At 47.9% G+C, this 15,885-nt stretch carries 11 protein-coding genes and 1 tRNA gene; 1 reads left to right on the top strand and 11 read right to left on the bottom strand.

From position 1 onward, the window contains the following. Positions 1-34 precede the first annotated feature (34 nt). The 9 genes from galE to C504_RS0100330 form a co-directional block, all read right to left on the bottom strand. Entirely contained in the window at positions 35-1,051 is a 1,017-nt protein-coding gene (gene galE, locus C504_RS0100380; RefSeq protein WP_018687306.1) for a UDP-glucose 4-epimerase GalE, read from the bottom strand. Continuing rightward, positions 1,044-2,963, bottom strand: coding sequence for a sulfate adenylyltransferase subunit CysN (gene cysN, locus C504_RS0100375; RefSeq protein WP_018687305.1), 1,920 nt, complete (start codon positions 2,961-2,963; stop codon positions 1,044-1,046). The genes galE and cysN overlap by 8 nt, the downstream gene beginning before the upstream one ends. Further along, complete coding sequence (gene cysD, locus C504_RS0100370; protein ID WP_018687304.1) at positions 2,963-3,865, bottom strand: sulfate adenylyltransferase subunit CysD; 903 nt, start codon at positions 3,863-3,865, stop codon at positions 2,963-2,965. Before cysD ends, cysN begins: the two co-directional genes overlap by 1 nt. A gap of 38 nt (positions 3,866-3,903) precedes the next feature. Further along, positions 3,904-4,677 (bottom strand): 3'(2'),5'-bisphosphate nucleotidase CysQ, encoded by a 774-nt coding sequence (gene cysQ, locus C504_RS0100365; protein ID WP_026317090.1) that lies wholly within the window; start codon positions 4,675-4,677, stop codon positions 3,904-3,906. A gap of 197 nt (positions 4,678-4,874) precedes the next feature. Next, positions 4,875-4,949, bottom strand: a tRNA-Gln gene (locus C504_RS0100360). Between the two features lie 491 nt (positions 4,950-5,440). After that, positions 5,441-6,529: a DUF2793 domain-containing protein gene (locus C504_RS18205; protein WP_281167580.1), complete on the bottom strand. Its 1,089-nt coding sequence runs from the start codon at positions 6,527-6,529 to the stop codon at positions 5,441-5,443. Positions 6,530-6,778: 249 nt separating this feature from the next. Further along, positions 6,779-9,079 (bottom strand): xanthine dehydrogenase molybdopterin binding subunit, encoded by a 2,301-nt coding sequence (gene xdhB / locus C504_RS0100340; protein WP_018687299.1) that lies wholly within the window; start codon positions 9,077-9,079, stop codon positions 6,779-6,781. Next, complete coding sequence (gene xdhA, locus C504_RS0100335) at positions 9,076-10,485, bottom strand: xanthine dehydrogenase small subunit (protein WP_018687298.1); 1,410 nt, start codon at positions 10,483-10,485, stop codon at positions 9,076-9,078. Before xdhA ends, xdhB begins: the two co-directional genes overlap by 4 nt. Before the next feature lie 192 nt (positions 10,486-10,677). After that, positions 10,678-11,256, bottom strand: coding sequence for a biotin transporter BioY (locus tag C504_RS0100330; RefSeq protein ID WP_026317089.1), 579 nt, complete (start codon positions 11,254-11,256; stop codon positions 10,678-10,680). A 120-nt stretch (positions 11,257-11,376) separates the two neighbouring features. Between C504_RS0100330 and C504_RS0100325 the strand changes: the two genes are divergently transcribed. Beyond that, the gene (locus C504_RS0100325; RefSeq protein ID WP_156815810.1) at positions 11,377-12,300 is read left to right on the top strand and encodes an MBL fold metallo-hydrolase; all 924 of its coding nucleotides are present in this window, start codon (positions 11,377-11,379) and stop codon (positions 12,298-12,300) included. Here the strand turns inward: C504_RS0100325 and C504_RS0100320 are convergent. Both C504_RS0100320 and ppdK read right to left on the bottom strand, forming a co-directional pair. Next, entirely contained in the window at positions 12,297-13,058 is a 762-nt protein-coding gene (locus C504_RS0100320) for a DUF1499 domain-containing protein (protein ID WP_018687295.1), read from the bottom strand. The genes C504_RS0100325 and C504_RS0100320 overlap by 4 nt on opposite strands. 135 nt (positions 13,059-13,193) lie before the next feature. Beyond that, positions 13,194-15,848 carry a pyruvate, phosphate dikinase gene (ppdK, locus tag C504_RS0100315; RefSeq protein ID WP_026317088.1) on the bottom strand — a complete coding sequence of 885 codons (2,655 nt, stop codon included), beginning with the start codon at positions 15,846-15,848 and terminating at the stop codon, positions 13,194-13,196. Between the last annotated feature and the right edge of the window lie 37 nt (positions 15,849-15,885).

Here is a 15,885-nt window from a genome sequence, read left to right as displayed (position 1 = left end):
ACGAGCTTCAAATTATTGACATTATGAGCGGAGTTTAAGGCTTATAGCCGTTGGGATTTTGCGATTGCCAGCGCCAAGTATCAACGCACATATCTTCAAGCGTTTTGGTTGCTTTCCAGCCTATCAGTGCTTCTGCTTTTGACGCATCGGCATAACATGAGGCAATATCACCTGGCCGCCGCGCTGTAATTTCATAAGGCACGTTCTGTCCGCTTGCACTCTCAAACGCACGAACCATATCAAGTACGCTGATACCGTTTCCAGTGCCCAGATTAACCGCCGTACATTGTGGCTTTGCCATAAGCTCAAGAGCCGCAACATGGCCTTTGGCCAGATCAACGACATGAATATAGTCGCGTACACCAGTACCATCAGGCGTATCATAATCATTGCCAAAGACAGATAGTTTTTCACGCCGCCCAACAGCCGTTTGGCTAATGAACGGCATCAAATTATTGGGAATGTCAGACGGGTCTTCACCTATCAGACCAGACAAATGCGCGCCAACAGGATTAAAATATCGAAGAATACAAATCGACCATTCAGGGTCTGATGCATAAAGTGCACGCAGCATTTCCTCGACCATCAGCTTTGTTTGCCCATAAACACTGGCCGTAGAAAGTGGATGATCTTCTGGTATCGGCAATTGCTGTGGATCGCCATAAACGGTTGCAGAAGATGAGAAAATCAACTTTTTAACGTTGGCCTTTCGCATAGCCGAAAGCAAACGTTCGCTTCCACCGACATTTACCTCATAATATTTGAGTGGCTCAGCCATGCTTTCGCCAACAGCTTTATACCCTGCAAAGTGTATGACCGATTCGCATTGATATTCTTTAAGTGTGCGCTCAATCAGATCGGGATCGCGTATATCCCCCTCAACAAAGATTGGTGCCTGCTGAAAAAGTTGGCTTAACCGCTCCAGCACGCCAGAAGAGGAATTGGAGAAATTATCCAATATAACAGGGGTGTAGCCAGCTTCCTTAAGCTCCACATAGGTGTGAGAACCAATATAGCCGGCGCCACCTGTTACAAGGATATTTTTACTCATTATCGAGTTCTGCAATGATGCCGCGTTTGGCCAAATCAGCGATGATAGCATCGGCAGATTGTTCAGCTGTCAAACTTGTCGTGTTAACGGTCATGTCCGCATTTTCCGGTACTTCATAAGCAGAATCAATCCCTGTGAAGTTCTTAATCTCTCCGGCACGCGCCTTCTTGTAAAGCCCTTTGACATCCCGCTCTTCAGCCACGCTCAATGGCGTATCAACAAAAACCTCAATGAACTCGCCCTCTTTGACCATTGCACGCGCCATGCGCCGCTCTGCTTCAAACGGTGAAATAAATGATACCAATGTAATCAATCCAGCATCGACCATGAGCGATGACACTTCAGCCACACGGCGTACATTTTCAACACGGTCAGTATCCGTAAAGCCCAGATCCTTGTTCAAGCCGTGACGCACATTATCGCCGTCCAGCAACATGGTGTGATAACCAGCCGATGTAAGTTTTTTCTCAAGAACATTGGCAATCGTGGATTTACCAGAACCAGAAAGACCGGTGAACCAAAGAACACAAGGCTTTTGACCTTTAAGGCCAGCACGCGCTTCTTTGTTTACCTCTGTTGCTTGCCAATGGACATTGGCTGAACGGCGAAGCGCAAAGTTGAGCATACCCATGCCGACTGTCGCATTGGACATTTTGTCGATCAGGATAAAGCCACCTGTTTCGCGGTTCGCAGAATAAGGATCAAACGCAATATTCCGGTCGAGCGAAACATTGCAAATACCGATTTCATTGAGCATCAAATTACGTGTGGCTTCATGCGCCATTGTATTGACGTCAATCTTGTATTTTGGTGTCGCAAGTGTCGCCTGTGCGTTCGACGTTCCGCACTTCATAATGTAAGTACGGCCCGGGAACATTTTCTCGTCAGACATCCAGATGATCTTGGCTTCGAACTGGCTACCAATCTCGGCTGGCTGCTCTGCCTTACAGATCAAATCGCCACGTGAAATGTCGATCTCATCATTCAGCGTCAGTGTGATGGATTGGCCCGCAACAGCCTCATCAAGTTCGCCATCCATTGTGACAATCGACTTAACGGTGCTTTCTTTTGCAGAAGGCAGAACTTTAATCTTATCGCCGGGCTTGATTGTACCGCTAGCAATTTGTCCGGCAAAACCACGGAAGTCCAAATTAGGACGGTTCACCCATTGGACAGGCAGCCTAAATGGCAAAGCCTGATCGACTTCATCAATGGCGACATCTTCAAGATGCTGCATGAGGGTTGGCCCCGAATACCAACTTAAATTCTCGCCGCGCTCGACAACATTGTCTCCTGCAAGAGCAGACAATGGAATAGTCATAATATTGAAGTCAGCATTTAGTGTTTCGGCAAATGCGCGATACGCAACATCAATGTCGTTGAATGTCTGCTGGTCGTAATCCACCAAATCCATCTTGTTAACAGCAAGCACAACATTACGAATGCCAACACTGGACGCTATAAACGAATGGCGACGTGTTTGGGTCAATATGCCTTTACGCGCATCGATAAGGATAATGGCCAGATCGGCGGTTGAAGCGCCTGTTGCCATATTGCGGGTATATTGCTCGTGGCCCGGTGTATCAGCGACAATGAACTTGCGTTTTTCCGTTGAGAAAAAGCGGTAAGCCACATCAATCGTGATCCCCTGCTCACGCTCAGAAGCCAATCCATCCACAAGCAGGGCAAAATCTATTTGATCGCCCTGTGTGCCCGACTTTTTTGAATCAGCTTCCAATGAGGCAAGCTGATCTTCAAAAATCATTTTCGATTCATAAAGCAATCGGCCAATAAGGGTCGATTTGCCGTCATCCACACTGCCGCATGTAATAAAGCGCAGCAGCGATTTTTCTTCATGGCTTTTAAGATAAGCGTGAATATCGGATGCAATGAGGTCTGATTGATGGGCCATTAGAAGTAGCCCTCCTGCTTTTTCTTCTCCATCGACGCAGACTGATCGTGGTCGATCGCACGTCCCTGTCGCTCGGAGGTGGTTGTTAATAGCATCTCTTGGATGATTTCAGGCAATGTCGCCGCTTCGCTTTCAACGGCGCCCGTTAGTGGGTAACAGCCCAGCGTTCTAAAGCGCACCATTTTTTCTTCAGGCACTTCGCCCTCTTTTAATGGCATTCTATCGTCGTCGACCATGATGAGCATGCCATCGCGCTCCACAACAGGACGTTTCGCTGAATAATAAAGAGGAACGATGTCGATATTCTCAAGATGGATATATTGCCAGATATCCAGCTCGGTCCAGTTCGATAGAGGAAATACGCGGATCGATTCCCCTTGCGCTTTGCGCGCATTATACAGCTTCCAAAGTTCAGGGCGCTGGCTTTTGGGATCCCATCGGTGGTCTGCTGTGCGGAACGAAAAGATGCGTTCTTTTGCACGGGACTTTTCTTCGTCGCGCCGCGCACCGCCAAAAGCCGCATCAAACTTATAATGATCCAAAGCCTGCTTGAGCGCCTGCGTTTTCATAATGTCGGTATGGACCGCCGAGCCATGCGAGAACGGGCCAACGCCCTGCTCTAACCCATCTGGGTTCGTGTGCGTTAAAAGCTCCATGCCTGTCTTTTGAGCGACTTTATCGCGGAACTTATACATTTCCTGAAACTTCCATGTCGTATCAACATGCAGTAGCGGAAATGGCGGGCGTGATGGATAAAAGGCTTTTAGCGCCAAATGTAACATCACCGCCGAATCCTTGCCGATGGAATACATCATGACTGGATTTTCAACCTCAGCCACGACCTCGCGCATAATGTGTATGCTTTCAGCTTCCAGTCGCTGAAGATGCGTTAATGTTTTCATATCGGCCTACTGTTTTGATTTAAATGAGTATCAAGGTGCTAAGACAGGCACCGTTTAAAAGCATGTGGGCTACATGCTATGAAATTGGGATTCCGAAAGTCAGGCTTGCCATATTTAAAGGGCGAGCCGTCAATATTGACCACCTGACCACCAGCGCCAGATAAGACCGCATGTCCAGCGGCAGTGTCCCATTCCATCGTGGGTCCAAAGCGTGGATAAATGTCGGCTTCTCCTGCGGCCAAAACGCAAAACTTCAATGAGGAACCTGCGCTAACACATTCTGAAATCTTGTTTTTATCGAGGAAATCTTGCGTTTCAGGTGTATTATGGGACCGGCTGGCAACTGCAATCACCGCAGAATCATCTGGGCAATCACGCACGCGCAAATCTTTTCGTTGATCATTTTCATCGAGCTCATAACAAGAACCATCTGTATCAGCGATAAACAACCGACCAAGTGCTGGCGCATAGACAATGCCCGCTATCGGCACACCGTTTTCGATCAAGCCAACATTGATCGTGAACTCACCGGTCTTCTTGATAAACTCTTTCGTACCATCAATTGGATCAACAAGAAAAAAGCGGTCAGGACATTCTGCCAAAGAATGATTATGAGAACGCTCTTCACTGATAATCGGAATCTCTGGGAAAGCGGCCTCAAGCGCAGGAATGACAAGCTCATCAACCGCAATATCAGCTTCAGTGACAGGTGAATGGTCAGCTTTATAAGCGACATCTATGTTCAGATCATAGATTTCCATCGCTTTTCGGCCAGCATCTCTTACCGTCGCTATTAAATTTTCTAGGCGCATAATGCAGTGTCTCGCATCTTTATAAATCCCAGTATCACATGCAATTAACATCGACACTTCAAGTCAATGAAGAGCCGCCGGATATCGCAATTATTTTACTAGGTCTACAGCGCCAGAAAAATGAAAACACATTTTCTAAAGTCTCTTGCGAGACCATATGTTTTTTCTACTAAGGAGCAATGGGGAAGAAATAAATTTGGCTGGGGTGGAAGGATTCGAACCTTCGGTACACGCTACCAAAAAGCGTTGCCTTACCGCTTGGCTACACCCCAACTGGAGTTGTGACTATCCAAACCAGCAAGCGATATCAAGTACATTTTTCACTATTTTCACATACAACCCCATACAATTTAATCTTGAACCGCTGCTTGCAAGGAACTTAACAGCTTTCAAGATGCCACAGTGGAGGAAATTTTTCTAAATTTGGTGCAATTTCAAACCTGCAAAGCGTCAATGAGGGTCTTGAATTATCACTGCCAATATTCACCGCACATATGGCATTACGGACATTGAACGCCTTCAAGTCGAATCTTTCAGCTGATCGCTCTTATGTTGGCGATTCTGTCGTTTTCCTTTGCTGTACTGCGAATACTGGCCGGCAAAAAGATAACCGCAATTCAACATGGTAAAAGTACAACTCCCACCTTTCGATGGCTAAACGACATTCAACCCAAAGCCTGTTCTCATAATTGAGGATAAGGCTTTGGGCTATTTTACGTTCTACTCTTGTCAAAAACCATTAAAAGCAGGCAGCTAAATCAGTCTAGTTTCTAAACTCAATCGCAGACCAAGAAAATCCAAAACACTGCAAAGACATTCCAGCGGCATTGCAACGCCCAAGGAATAATGGCTTCCATTCATTTCCATCCTTCATAGCAGGCGTTAATATAAAACTTGCCGGAGAAGCCAGATAAAAAGAATTGGTTGAGGTCGCGGCACTGCCTTGCGTATCAAGCGCACCGATTAAATGGTCTCTGAATGTTTCTGTAATAGTGCCACCTTTCTCATATCCAGGTTTAATCAATGCCAACGCATCATCGCCGCCAGCTGTTGCGCGAATTACCCCAGAAAGAACCATGGTTATAAGTAGCGATGTGTCACTTCTCGTTGCTGTAATTGAAGCGTTATCTGTCACCCTTGCTAGCGTCGTTGTCGTGTTCGTGTAAGCGGTGAGTTCAAGCCCTGCATTAACGTTTAAATCTAACCCAGCTTTGCTGCCACGACTTAAAACCCCTTCAGGAAAATCAACCTCCCCCGACGTTTTATCGATTTGCAAAGCCGTCAGCCAATTGCTGCCATCTTCGGATGTCTTTATCGAAAACTCATCAGAGCCGATCAAACCAAACTCTGCACGCCCGCCCCATGCCGTTTGGAAAAGCACACTTGCAGTCGCGCTGCCAGCAACTTTGTTTATACTCATACGGTGGTCAGAACCATTATGGGTAAAAAGAGAAGCGTTACCACGTACACTCAATGCATTGTTGGGATCTGGTCCCGTATTGACACCCAGATTATTTATCTGCGCGTTTTCAACTGATGTGAGCAATTTATCTGCATAAAGCCCCCATAGGCCGTCTGCATAAATCAAAGATGTTGCTGTTTCTGTATCCCATACGAGCCAGCCTTCTTTGGGCGGAAAAAACAGCCACGCCCCATCGGCATATGCAGCCAGCTTTTGCTCGTGCCCCTGCCAAGCGCCTACTGCATTATCAGCAACAATGTAGCGTGCGCCTTCATCGGGCGCGATTGGCCGTGTGCTTAACGAGGCAGAAACGACGGCCAATTGAACCAAACTATCAAGCATTCTAATAGCTTCGTTGTGCGTAACATGTTTTTGTGCCTGAGAAGGCATAATATACGGTAATTTGATATTCGGCGATATTTCCATAATAATCCATTTCAACAAATGGCTTATTTTAGAATGTCACCACACCGGGTGAATAAGTGCGGTGGCTTTATCTGCAGATTCGTTTGTTATCAGCGCCTTACAAAAATGACGGCCGTCATTAATCCAACTTTTACTGCGCATTTTGAGCAAAGTGCTGATTGCATCAATTGCGCCAAAAGGATGTAAAATACGTGTTGAGCGCAACGCTTGACGCTAATTCACACTGCTGAGAATGTTCTCTGGCGTTGCAGGTGTTTTAAGATCGAAACTACCTTCCTTATTTGAACCGATAGCATCTTTAATTGCCAGATACACCGAAATCGCCAGCATAAGCGGTGGTTCGCCAACAGCTTTCGAGCGGAAAACAGTTTCCTCAATATTGGAAGCATTGTTAAGCAGAGAGACATTAAATTCCGGCGGCACATCACGTGATCCTGGGATTTTATACGTTGACGGCCCTATCGTGCGCAATTTTCCTTTTTTATCCCACCAAAGCTCTTCGCACGTTAGCCAGCCCATACCTTGAACAAACGCTCCTTCAATTTGCCCAAGGTCTATCGCTGGATTAAGCGAAGCACCACAATCTTGCAAAATGTCTGCGCGCAAGCAGCGGCTTTCGCCTGTAATTGTATCAATCGCAACTTCAGCGACTGCTGCACCATAGGTGAAGTAAAAGAACGGCCTGCCTTTTAGTTTTTGAGCATCCCAATGAATTTTTGGTGTCGCATAATGCCCTGCCTCTGACAGCGATACACGTTGCGCCCAACTCAATCTTGCAAGTTCAGCAAAGGTTAGCGACTGCCCCTCAGCATGAACTTCATTATCTTTAAAGAGAATACTGCCTTCATCCGCTTTAAAATGTTCGGTAGCGACTTTCAGCATGCGCGACTTGATCGCAGAAGCAGCGTTAAAAGCAGCCATGCCATTGAGATCTGAGCCTGTCGAAGCGGCAGTCGCGCTTGTGTTCGGCACTTTCCCTGTTTGGGTTTCTGTAATTTTTACGCGGTCCACGTCTATCTGAAAGACTTCAGCGACAACCTGCGCCACTTTCATAAACAGGCCCTGCCCCATTTCAGTGCCGCCATGATTGAGATGAACAGAACCGTCTTGATACACATGGACCAGTGCACCCGCCTGATTAAGCGATGGCAGGTTAAAAGAAATGCCAAACTTGACCGGCATCATGGCCAAACCCTTGCGGATAATTGGATTTTTTGCGTTATGCGCATCGATTTCAGCGCGGCGCCGATCCCATTCAGCAGAGGCCAATAAGGTTTGTGTAACGGGCACGAGCTGGTTTTGCTCAACCTGCTGATCGTAAGGCGTTAGCTCGCCATTATCAGGCGCGTAATAATTGATTGCTCTTACATCATTCGGGTTGAGGCTAAGTTCCCGTGCGATTTGGTCAATAATCGTTTCCGAGGTGATGACACCCTGCGGGCCACCAAAGCCGCGGAATGCTGTATTTGAAGCAGTGTTTGTCTTGCAGGCATGACCGACAATACGGGCATTTGGCACGAAATAAGCATTATCAGTATGAGTGATGGCGCGGGTTATTACCGGCCCTGTCAAGTCAGCGGAGTAACCGGCGCGCGCCAAATATTCGACATCCATGCCAAGAATTTTGCCCTCAGCCGTGACCCCTACACGCCATTTGGAAACCATATCATGGCGTTTACCGGTGGCCGTCATATCAACCGCGCGTTTAAGGCGCAATTTCGCAGGTTTGCCTGTTTTAAGCGATATCAATGCTGCGGCAGAGGCAATAATTGTTGCCTGACTTTCCTTGCCGCCAAACCCGCCGCCCATGCGCCTGACTTTAACATCAACCGAATTTGCCAACGTCCCCAACACATGGGCTACATGGTGCTGCACTTCTGTTGGGTGCTGCGTTGACGAATAGACCAACATGTCATTGTCTTCGCCCGGTATCGTATAAGCGATTTGTGTTTCGAGATAGAAATGGTCCTGACCACCAATCTCTAACCTTCCTTCGAAAACATGCGCTGCATCTTTAAGTGCAGCTTCAACATCGCCTTGAATAAGCTCCTGCGCCGGCAACACATATTCTTTGCGTTGATGCGCGATCTCTACATCTAAAACAGGTTCGAGCTCTTCATAATCAATCACCACCGCATGAGCAGCTTTTATTGCCAGTTCAATGCTATCAGCGGCAATTACCCCAATCGGCTGACCAAGATGCTCAACTTTATCATCTGTAAAAAGCGGCTCTCCAGACATGATCGGCGCAATATCATTATGGCCAGGAATATCTTTGGCTGTGAGAAACAGATGCACACCCTGCATTGCAAGGGCTTCCGTCGCATCGATGGATTTTATAATGCCATGGGCAATGGTTGATACAACCAAAGCAGCGTGAAGCGTACCTGGTAGTTCTGCCATATCATCAATATAGATTGCCTGACCTGCGACATGTTTTTTCGCGCTATCATGGGCAATGCCCTTGCCGACAACTGAGCGTTCCATTGATGTTGTTTGCATGTGCTTATTCATAGTGCCATCACCTCTACCGCTTCGCCGTTCAGATCGTGCATGAAACGCTTAATCAGGCCTGATGCCACTTTCTCTCGGTAATTTGCGCTACCGCGCCAATCGGACAAAGGTGTTAAATCCTCCCCCAATAGCTTGCCTGCTTTTTCAACATTATCAGCTGTCATAGCTTTGCCTCTCAAGGCATCTTCAGCATGTTTAGCGCGTTTAGGGATTGCTGCCATACCGCCAAATGCCAAGCGAACATCCTCAACTGTATCGCCGGACATTTTCACCCAGAAAGCACCGCATACCGTTGAGATATCCTGATCATAGCGTTTAGAAACCTTATAAACGCGGAAATGCTCATCTGATTTTGGCTTAGGTATATGGATTGAAACAATGACCCCGTTCTGCGGTAATTCAGTCTTACGGTAATCAAGAAAGAAGTCTTCGAGCGGCATTGTGGTTTGCGTGCCATCCACGGCCGCAAATGTTATCTGCGCCCCAAGCGCAATCAATGCAGGCGGTCCATCACCAATCGGGCTCGCGGTGCCAATATTACCGCCCATCGTTCCCATGGAGCGAATCTGAGTGGAGCCAAACCTGCGGATCAGCGTGCCAAAACTTGGCAATGCCTGCCCCACATTCTCCAATATTTCTTGCCAAGTGACCGCTGCACCAAATGTCCAACCAGCAGCATCTTCCTTTGTGCTACGCAGCTCTTTGACATTGTTTGTTACAATGATGGATGACCAGTCTTTTTCATAAGCGGCGCGTGCAACACCAAGGTCTGTACCGCCAGCCAGCAATGTCGCATTTGGCAATTCGCGGCGCGCCTCAAGCAATTCAGCAAGCGATGTTGGCCGTTTCGCAATCGAACCATCGAAACTGATTTCTTCATTTGAAACCGTGTTTTGCATTTCTGCAGCCGCTAGAAGGTGGATTTTTCCTGCGGCCTTTTGTGCAGCTTCAACAATTGGGCGATAGCCTGTGCAACGGCAGAGGTTTCCAGCCAAAGCATCATGGATCTGCTCTTCACTCGGTGCGGAATTTCTTGCAAGCAGTCCAGTTAAGGCAACAGCAATTCCGGGTGTACAAAATCCACATTGTGACGCACCATTTTCAGCCATCGCCTCTTGCAGAAGATTAAGCACGCCTTCATGCGCCAACCCTTCAACCGTTGTAATTTCTGCCCCGTCAATTTGTGCGGCAGTCATTATGCAGGCGTTGGCAGCGTTGGCGATGCCTCCATTAATGCCCTTACGTTTAAGCAAAACAGTGCAAGCACCACAATCACCCTCGGCACAGCCCTCTTTGGTTCCAGTTGTGTTTAACGGACCTCGAAGAAGATCAAGTACAGTCGTGTCTGGACGAACAGAAACACGTACAGGTTTACCATTAAGGGTAAAGGATATTGCTTGCGCCATAGGCACTCCTTGTCGTTCTGCTCAAGCGACGAATGGTCATCACGCTACAAGCTAGAATAGTGATATTATGTCCACCATGCTCTTAGACATCAAATTATTCAACGATAAGGTGCTAACAATCAATAGGCCAAACAGCGTTCAACAAAAAGCCGCGCCCAAAAGAGCGCGGCTTCTCAATAATTTTATTTAATATTACTTACGGCGAAAAATTGCTGCAACAGCAGGAATAAGCGCTGACGCCAATACAACCTTTGTTAGTTCACCCAAAGCAAAGGGTGCAACACCAAAGGTCCAAGCTTTTTCAGCGCCAATCAGACCTGAAAGCCAAAGGTAGCCAAGCCCCATAAGAAGCACGGCACCAAGCAGCGTTGCGCCAAACAATTTAAACGCGTTTGCGCCCCAACCGCGATCGACAGCAGAACCAATAACGGCAGCAGCAACAAGAAAACCTGCAAGAAAGCCACCAGTTGGTCCAGCCATATAAGCAAGACCCGCACCGCCGGTGAATACTGGCAGGCCGACAGCGCCTTGCGCTAGGTAGAGAGCAACAGTTGCAACAGCCAAATTTCGGCCATATGCAGCGGCAATCATAAAGACTGCCAAGGTTTGAAGCGTCGCAGGAACGGGATAAAATGGCACTTTAATTTGGCCAGATATTGTAAGCAAAAGTGATCCGGCGATTGCCAACACGACCAAACCTGCAATGCGCGTTACACTTGCCTCGGGCAGCGCACGGTACACCAGTGCCTGCGCAGAAGTTGAAGTTGCCATTTTAATAATCCTGTTTACGTGAATCTGTTTTAAAACATTGCGCGTATCTTCAAGCGTCAATATGCAAGTATATAACTTCCATTGCCATTCACAGCAAGCATAACAGTTAAGCGCAAATTTATGACTACAAATGATATGTTCAGCAAGAACTTTACACCGCAGCATGGAGAAGCTGTTTCGGTAGCTCCTAACGTTATGCGTGTTACTTGCGCCAATACCGGACCGTTTACTTTTCAAGGCACCAACTCCTATATTGTTGGCAGTGACACTCTTGCTGTTATTGATCCTGGTCCGGAAAATGATGCCCATTTACAAGCATTGCTTCAGGCAATTAACGGGCGAACCGTTAGCCATATCATCATTACCCATACGCACATTGATCATTCTCCACTCGCTGCACATTTGAAGAATCATACAGGTGCAAAAATTGTAGGGTCAGCGCCTCATTTTGCAGCACGAGAGCTTCACTTAGGTGAAGTTAATGCACTTGATGCCTCTGCAGATCGCGATTATGCGCCTGATGCCATACTTGCTGATGGTGAATTGGTAGAAGGTTCAGAGTGGGTGTTACAGGCCATTTCAACACCGGGACATACAGCCAATCATTTATCTTTTGCTTTGAATGATACTGGCATTGTCTTCACAGGCGATCACATCATGGCATGGGCAACGTCAATTGTTGCCCCGCCCGATGGCTCTATGAACCAATATATGGAATCGCTCGATAAAATGCTCGCGCGTGATGATCGGTTATATTTTCCCGGACATGGTGGGCCCGTAACGAGCCCGAAAAGATTTATACGCGGGTTAAAAACACATAGAAAAATGCGAGAGGGTGCAATCCTAGAGCGTCTTTCTAAAGGCGATGAGACAATTCCCGAAATGGTGAGCCAGATTTATCGCAGCACCGATCCGCGGTTACATGGCGCAGCAGGGCTATCCGTATTTGCACAGTTAGAGGCCTTGATTGAAAGAGGTCTCGTCACTTGTGACGGTGATGCCTCACTCGAAAACCGTTTCAAGCTCGCTAACGATAAAACTTAATCGCTGACTTGACCAATGAGCGACAAGTCGATCTCGCGCAGAAATTCAGTGATAATGTGCGCGTTGGTTCCGAGGTCGTGAACAAGGCCTGGCATTTGCGACCGTATATCGAGGTAACTTGTGTCCCCCTCGTCTACAATTCGAACCACGGTTTCGATTGGAAAAGCCAGTAATGTTGTGTGGTGCATAAATTCGATAACAAGCTCATCGTCCGCACCAATGCGCCCTGAACGGTCAACGACACGCCAACCGAAGAGAGCTGCTTGTTTCAAAACTGTATCAAGTACCGTTTCTAGCGGCGCTTCATATTGTCTTCCGGTTATTGCAGGATAGCCATCGCGCAATTCACCAGCAACAATGATCGCGGCACGGTTTCCAAATTCGGCGATCTCAGCGCGGAACACGGGCGGGTCAATTAAATCAGTAGATAGATCGGCTTGTAGCGGTCTTGTGAACCAAAGGGTTGCCGAAAACACAAAAGGCGCAAGCACGATCGCGGCTAATATCAATGCCCATGTTGCGCGTCGACCACCACGTTTGCCATGCGTCCAGAGGCTGCGAAATGCCACAACCACAAGGAAAAGCGTAAGGAGCCCCAAAAGTCCAACAACAGCCAGAAGAACAAGAAACGCTTGCGTATCCACGCTTGAGCCGCGATAGGCAAGAACCGACAATGCAGCCAAAACAGGCGTGAAAAGAGCAACACGCATCGCCCATTTTGCCGATTTTGATGGCAAGCGTCTCGGCAATGGCCGCATAATAAAATTCCAACTACCCAATTTTGTTTGCCGTTAAGGCAAAACATTGCATTGGATTTATCAATCAATTTGCCAAGGCGCAATAATCGTCGTCATCAAGCCAAGATTTTATCAATATGCGCCGCACTTAAAGGATTATTGAATCTTCTTAGAAATAGCTGCTTGCGCCGCCGCCAATCGTGCAATTGGCACCCTGTAAGGCGAACAGGATACATAATCGAGACCGAGATTGTCACAGAATGTAATTGAAGTCGGATCGCCGCCATGCTCGCCGGTAATTCCCAAAAGCAATTTTGGTTTTGCTTTGCGGCCACGCTCCGTTGCAATGCGCATGAGCTCGCCAACGCCCTCAACATCCAAATTGATGAACGGATCGAGTTGAATAACGCCTTTTCGAAGATAGGTTGACAGAAATGTCGACGCATCATCGCGCGAAATACCAAGCGTTGTTTGTGTTAAATCATTCGTACCAAAGGAAAAGAAATCAGCGCTTTGAGCGATCAATTCCGCACGAATAGCCGCACGGGGCAACTCAATGATACAGCCAACCAGATATTCGATTTTCTGATCGTGGGCAGCCATCACATCGTCGGCAACTTTATCTATGCGTGCTCGGATATATTCAAGCTCGGCATTGTACGCGACAAGCGGGACTACGATCTCCGGCACCACAAGTTCGCCAGACTTTCTGCCAGCCAAAATGGCAGCTTCAAAAATCGCACGGGTTTGCATTTCAGCAATTTCAGGGAAGCAAATTGCAAGCCGAACGCCGCGATTACCCAGCATAGGGTTGATCTCGCGTAATTCTTCAACGCGGCGCATCATTTTTGCGCCATCAATACCCAGTGCCTTGGCCGATTTGAGAATGCTGTCTTCATCTTTCGGCAAAAACTCATGAAGCGGCGGATCGAAAAGACGAATAGCGACCGGTTGCCCCTGCATTATTTCAAACAGTTCAATAAAATCACTGCGCTGCATTGGCATTAGGCGGTCCAAGACCGCACGGCGCTCTTCTTCGCTTTCAGCAACAATCATCTCGCGCATGATGTTTGAACGCTCACCCTCGGTGAACATATGTTCTGTGCGGCAAAGGCCAATGCCATCGGCCTGAAAATTACGTGCAACTTTCGCCTCGGTTGGCGTATCAGCATTTGTGCGTACTTTTAAGCGCCGTTCCGCATCGCTCCAAGCCATCAAGGTTGCAAAATCGCCCGACAACTCGCTGTCGACCATTGGCAGCTTACCTTCCAGCACCTGCCCTTTATTACCATCTAGCGTCAGATAATCACCGCCGCGCAGCATAACACCGCCAGCAACCAGCGCTTTGTTATGCTTGTCGATACGCATGCCGCCTGCACCAGTAATGCAGGGCTTACCCATACCACGTGCGACAACGGCAGCGTGGCTGGTCATCCCGCCCCGCGATGTCAAAATACCAACGGCAGCTTCCATGCCATGAATGTCATCGGGACTTGTTTCTGGACGCACGAGAATAACGCTTCGCCCTTCTGCTTTAGCTGCAACAGCATCGGCAGATGAAAAAACGATCTCACCGCAAGCAGCACCGGGGGAAGCAGGCAAGCCGGATGCAATAATTTTGCGCTGCGCTTTGGGGTCAATTGAAGGGTGCAGCAATTGGTCCAGCGAAGACGCATCAACACGCATTAAAGCTGTTTGCCTAGTAATCACGTTATTATTGGCCATTTCAATTGCAATGCGAATAGCCGCTTTAGCGGTTCGCTTGCCTGCCCGCGTTTGCAAAAGCCACAATCTTCCTGCTTCAACCGTAAACTCGATATCCTGCATATCGCCAAAATGCTGCTCAAGATCATTGGCTAAGCTGATCAAGGTTTTGTAAGATTCTGGCAGGCGCTCCTGCATGGATGCGCCGGGCTTATCGCTAACAATACTAAGCGGATCAGGCGTTCTAAAACCAGCAACAACATCTTCGCCCTGAGCATCGACGAGAAACTCACCAAAGAGGATATTTTCTCCCGTTGAAGGGTTACGCGTGAAAGCAACGCCCGTTGCAGAATTGGGGCCAGAATTACCAAAAACCATCGCCTGTACGGTTACGGCTGTGCCCCATTCAACAGGGATATTGTGCAAAGCGCGATAGGTAACTGCACGTGGATTGTTCCAGCTTTTGAAAACAGCTTCGACTGTGCGCCACAATTGCTCTTTTGGATCTTGGGGAAATGTTTCGTCCAGATCATCTTGAATGGCATGTTTGTAAGCTTTTACAACTTTGCGCAAATCATCAACGCCAAGCTCATTGTCTCTTAGCGCGCCTGCACTTTCACGTGCTTCGTCAAGAATATCTTCAAATAATCCATGATCGCAGCCCATTACAACAGTTGCGTACATCTGAATAAAACGGCGATAGGTGTCATAAGCAAAGCGTTCATCGCCGCTTTGCTCGCTTAATGCCTCAACAGTTTCATCATTAAGACCAAGGTTGAGGACTGTATCCATCATACCGGGCATAGAAACACGCGCACCGGAGCGAACCGACACGACCAACGGATTGCTGGTTGCGCCGAATTTTTTGCCGCTCATAATTTCGCAATGACGCAGCGCCGCATCGACTTGGTCACGCACGCGCTTTGAAATTTCACCGTCTTGAAGCGCACGATTGCAAGCATCCGTTGTGATTGTAAATCCTGGCGGAACAGGCAGCCCAATACGGCTCATTTCAGCAAGATTTGCGCCTTTACCGCCAAGTAGCGCTACATCAGCAGCTGAACCCTCGGCCATACCGTCGGCAAATGTGTAGACCCATTTTCTCATTTAGCACAATTCTTCGTTCGGGTTACAGCTTCAACGG

Origin of the sequence: Ahrensia kielensis DSM 5890 (genome assembly GCF_000374465.1) — a bacterium.
Lineage (GTDB): Bacteria > Pseudomonadota > Alphaproteobacteria > Rhizobiales > Rhizobiaceae > Ahrensia > Ahrensia kielensis.
The sequence above is the reverse complement of the archived record's forward strand: the minus strand, read 5'-3'. Positions and strand labels throughout refer to the sequence as shown.

What these genes read in the sequence shown, in the direction of transcription:
- cysQ (WP_026317090.1), bottom strand. Translation starts at nt 4,677, where the DNA reads ATGCGCCTAGAAAATTTAATAGCGACGGTAAGAGATGCTGGCCGAAAA.
- xdhA (WP_018687298.1), bottom strand. Translation starts at nt 10,485, where the DNA reads ATGGCGCAAGCAATATCCTTTACCCTTAATGGTAAACCTGTACGTGTT.
- cysD (WP_018687304.1), bottom strand. Translation starts at nt 3,865, where the DNA reads ATGAAAACATTAACGCATCTTCAGCGACTGGAAGCTGAAAGCATACAC.
- C504_RS0100320 (WP_018687295.1), bottom strand. Translation starts at nt 13,058, where the DNA reads ATGCGGCCATTGCCGAGACGCTTGCCATCAAAATCGGCAAAATGGGCG.
- cysN (WP_018687305.1), bottom strand. Translation starts at nt 2,963, where the DNA reads ATGGCCCATCAATCAGACCTCATTGCATCCGATATTCACGCTTATCTT.
- xdhB (WP_018687299.1), bottom strand. Translation starts at nt 9,079, where the DNA reads ATGAATAAGCACATGCAAACAACATCAATGGAACGCTCAGTTGTCGGC.
- galE (WP_018687306.1), bottom strand. Translation starts at nt 1,051, where the DNA reads ATGAGTAAAAATATCCTTGTAACAGGTGGCGCCGGCTATATTGGTTCT.
- C504_RS18205 (WP_281167580.1), bottom strand. Translation starts at nt 6,529, where the DNA reads ATGCCTTCTCAGGCACAAAAACATGTTACGCACAACGAAGCTATTAGA.
- C504_RS0100330 (WP_026317089.1), bottom strand. Translation starts at nt 11,256, where the DNA reads ATGGCAACTTCAACTTCTGCGCAGGCACTGGTGTACCGTGCGCTGCCC.
- ppdK (WP_026317088.1), bottom strand. Translation starts at nt 15,848, where the DNA reads ATGAGAAAATGGGTCTACACATTTGCCGACGGTATGGCCGAGGGTTCA.
- C504_RS0100325 (WP_156815810.1), top strand. Translation starts at nt 11,377, where the DNA reads ATGACTACAAATGATATGTTCAGCAAGAACTTTACACCGCAGCATGGA.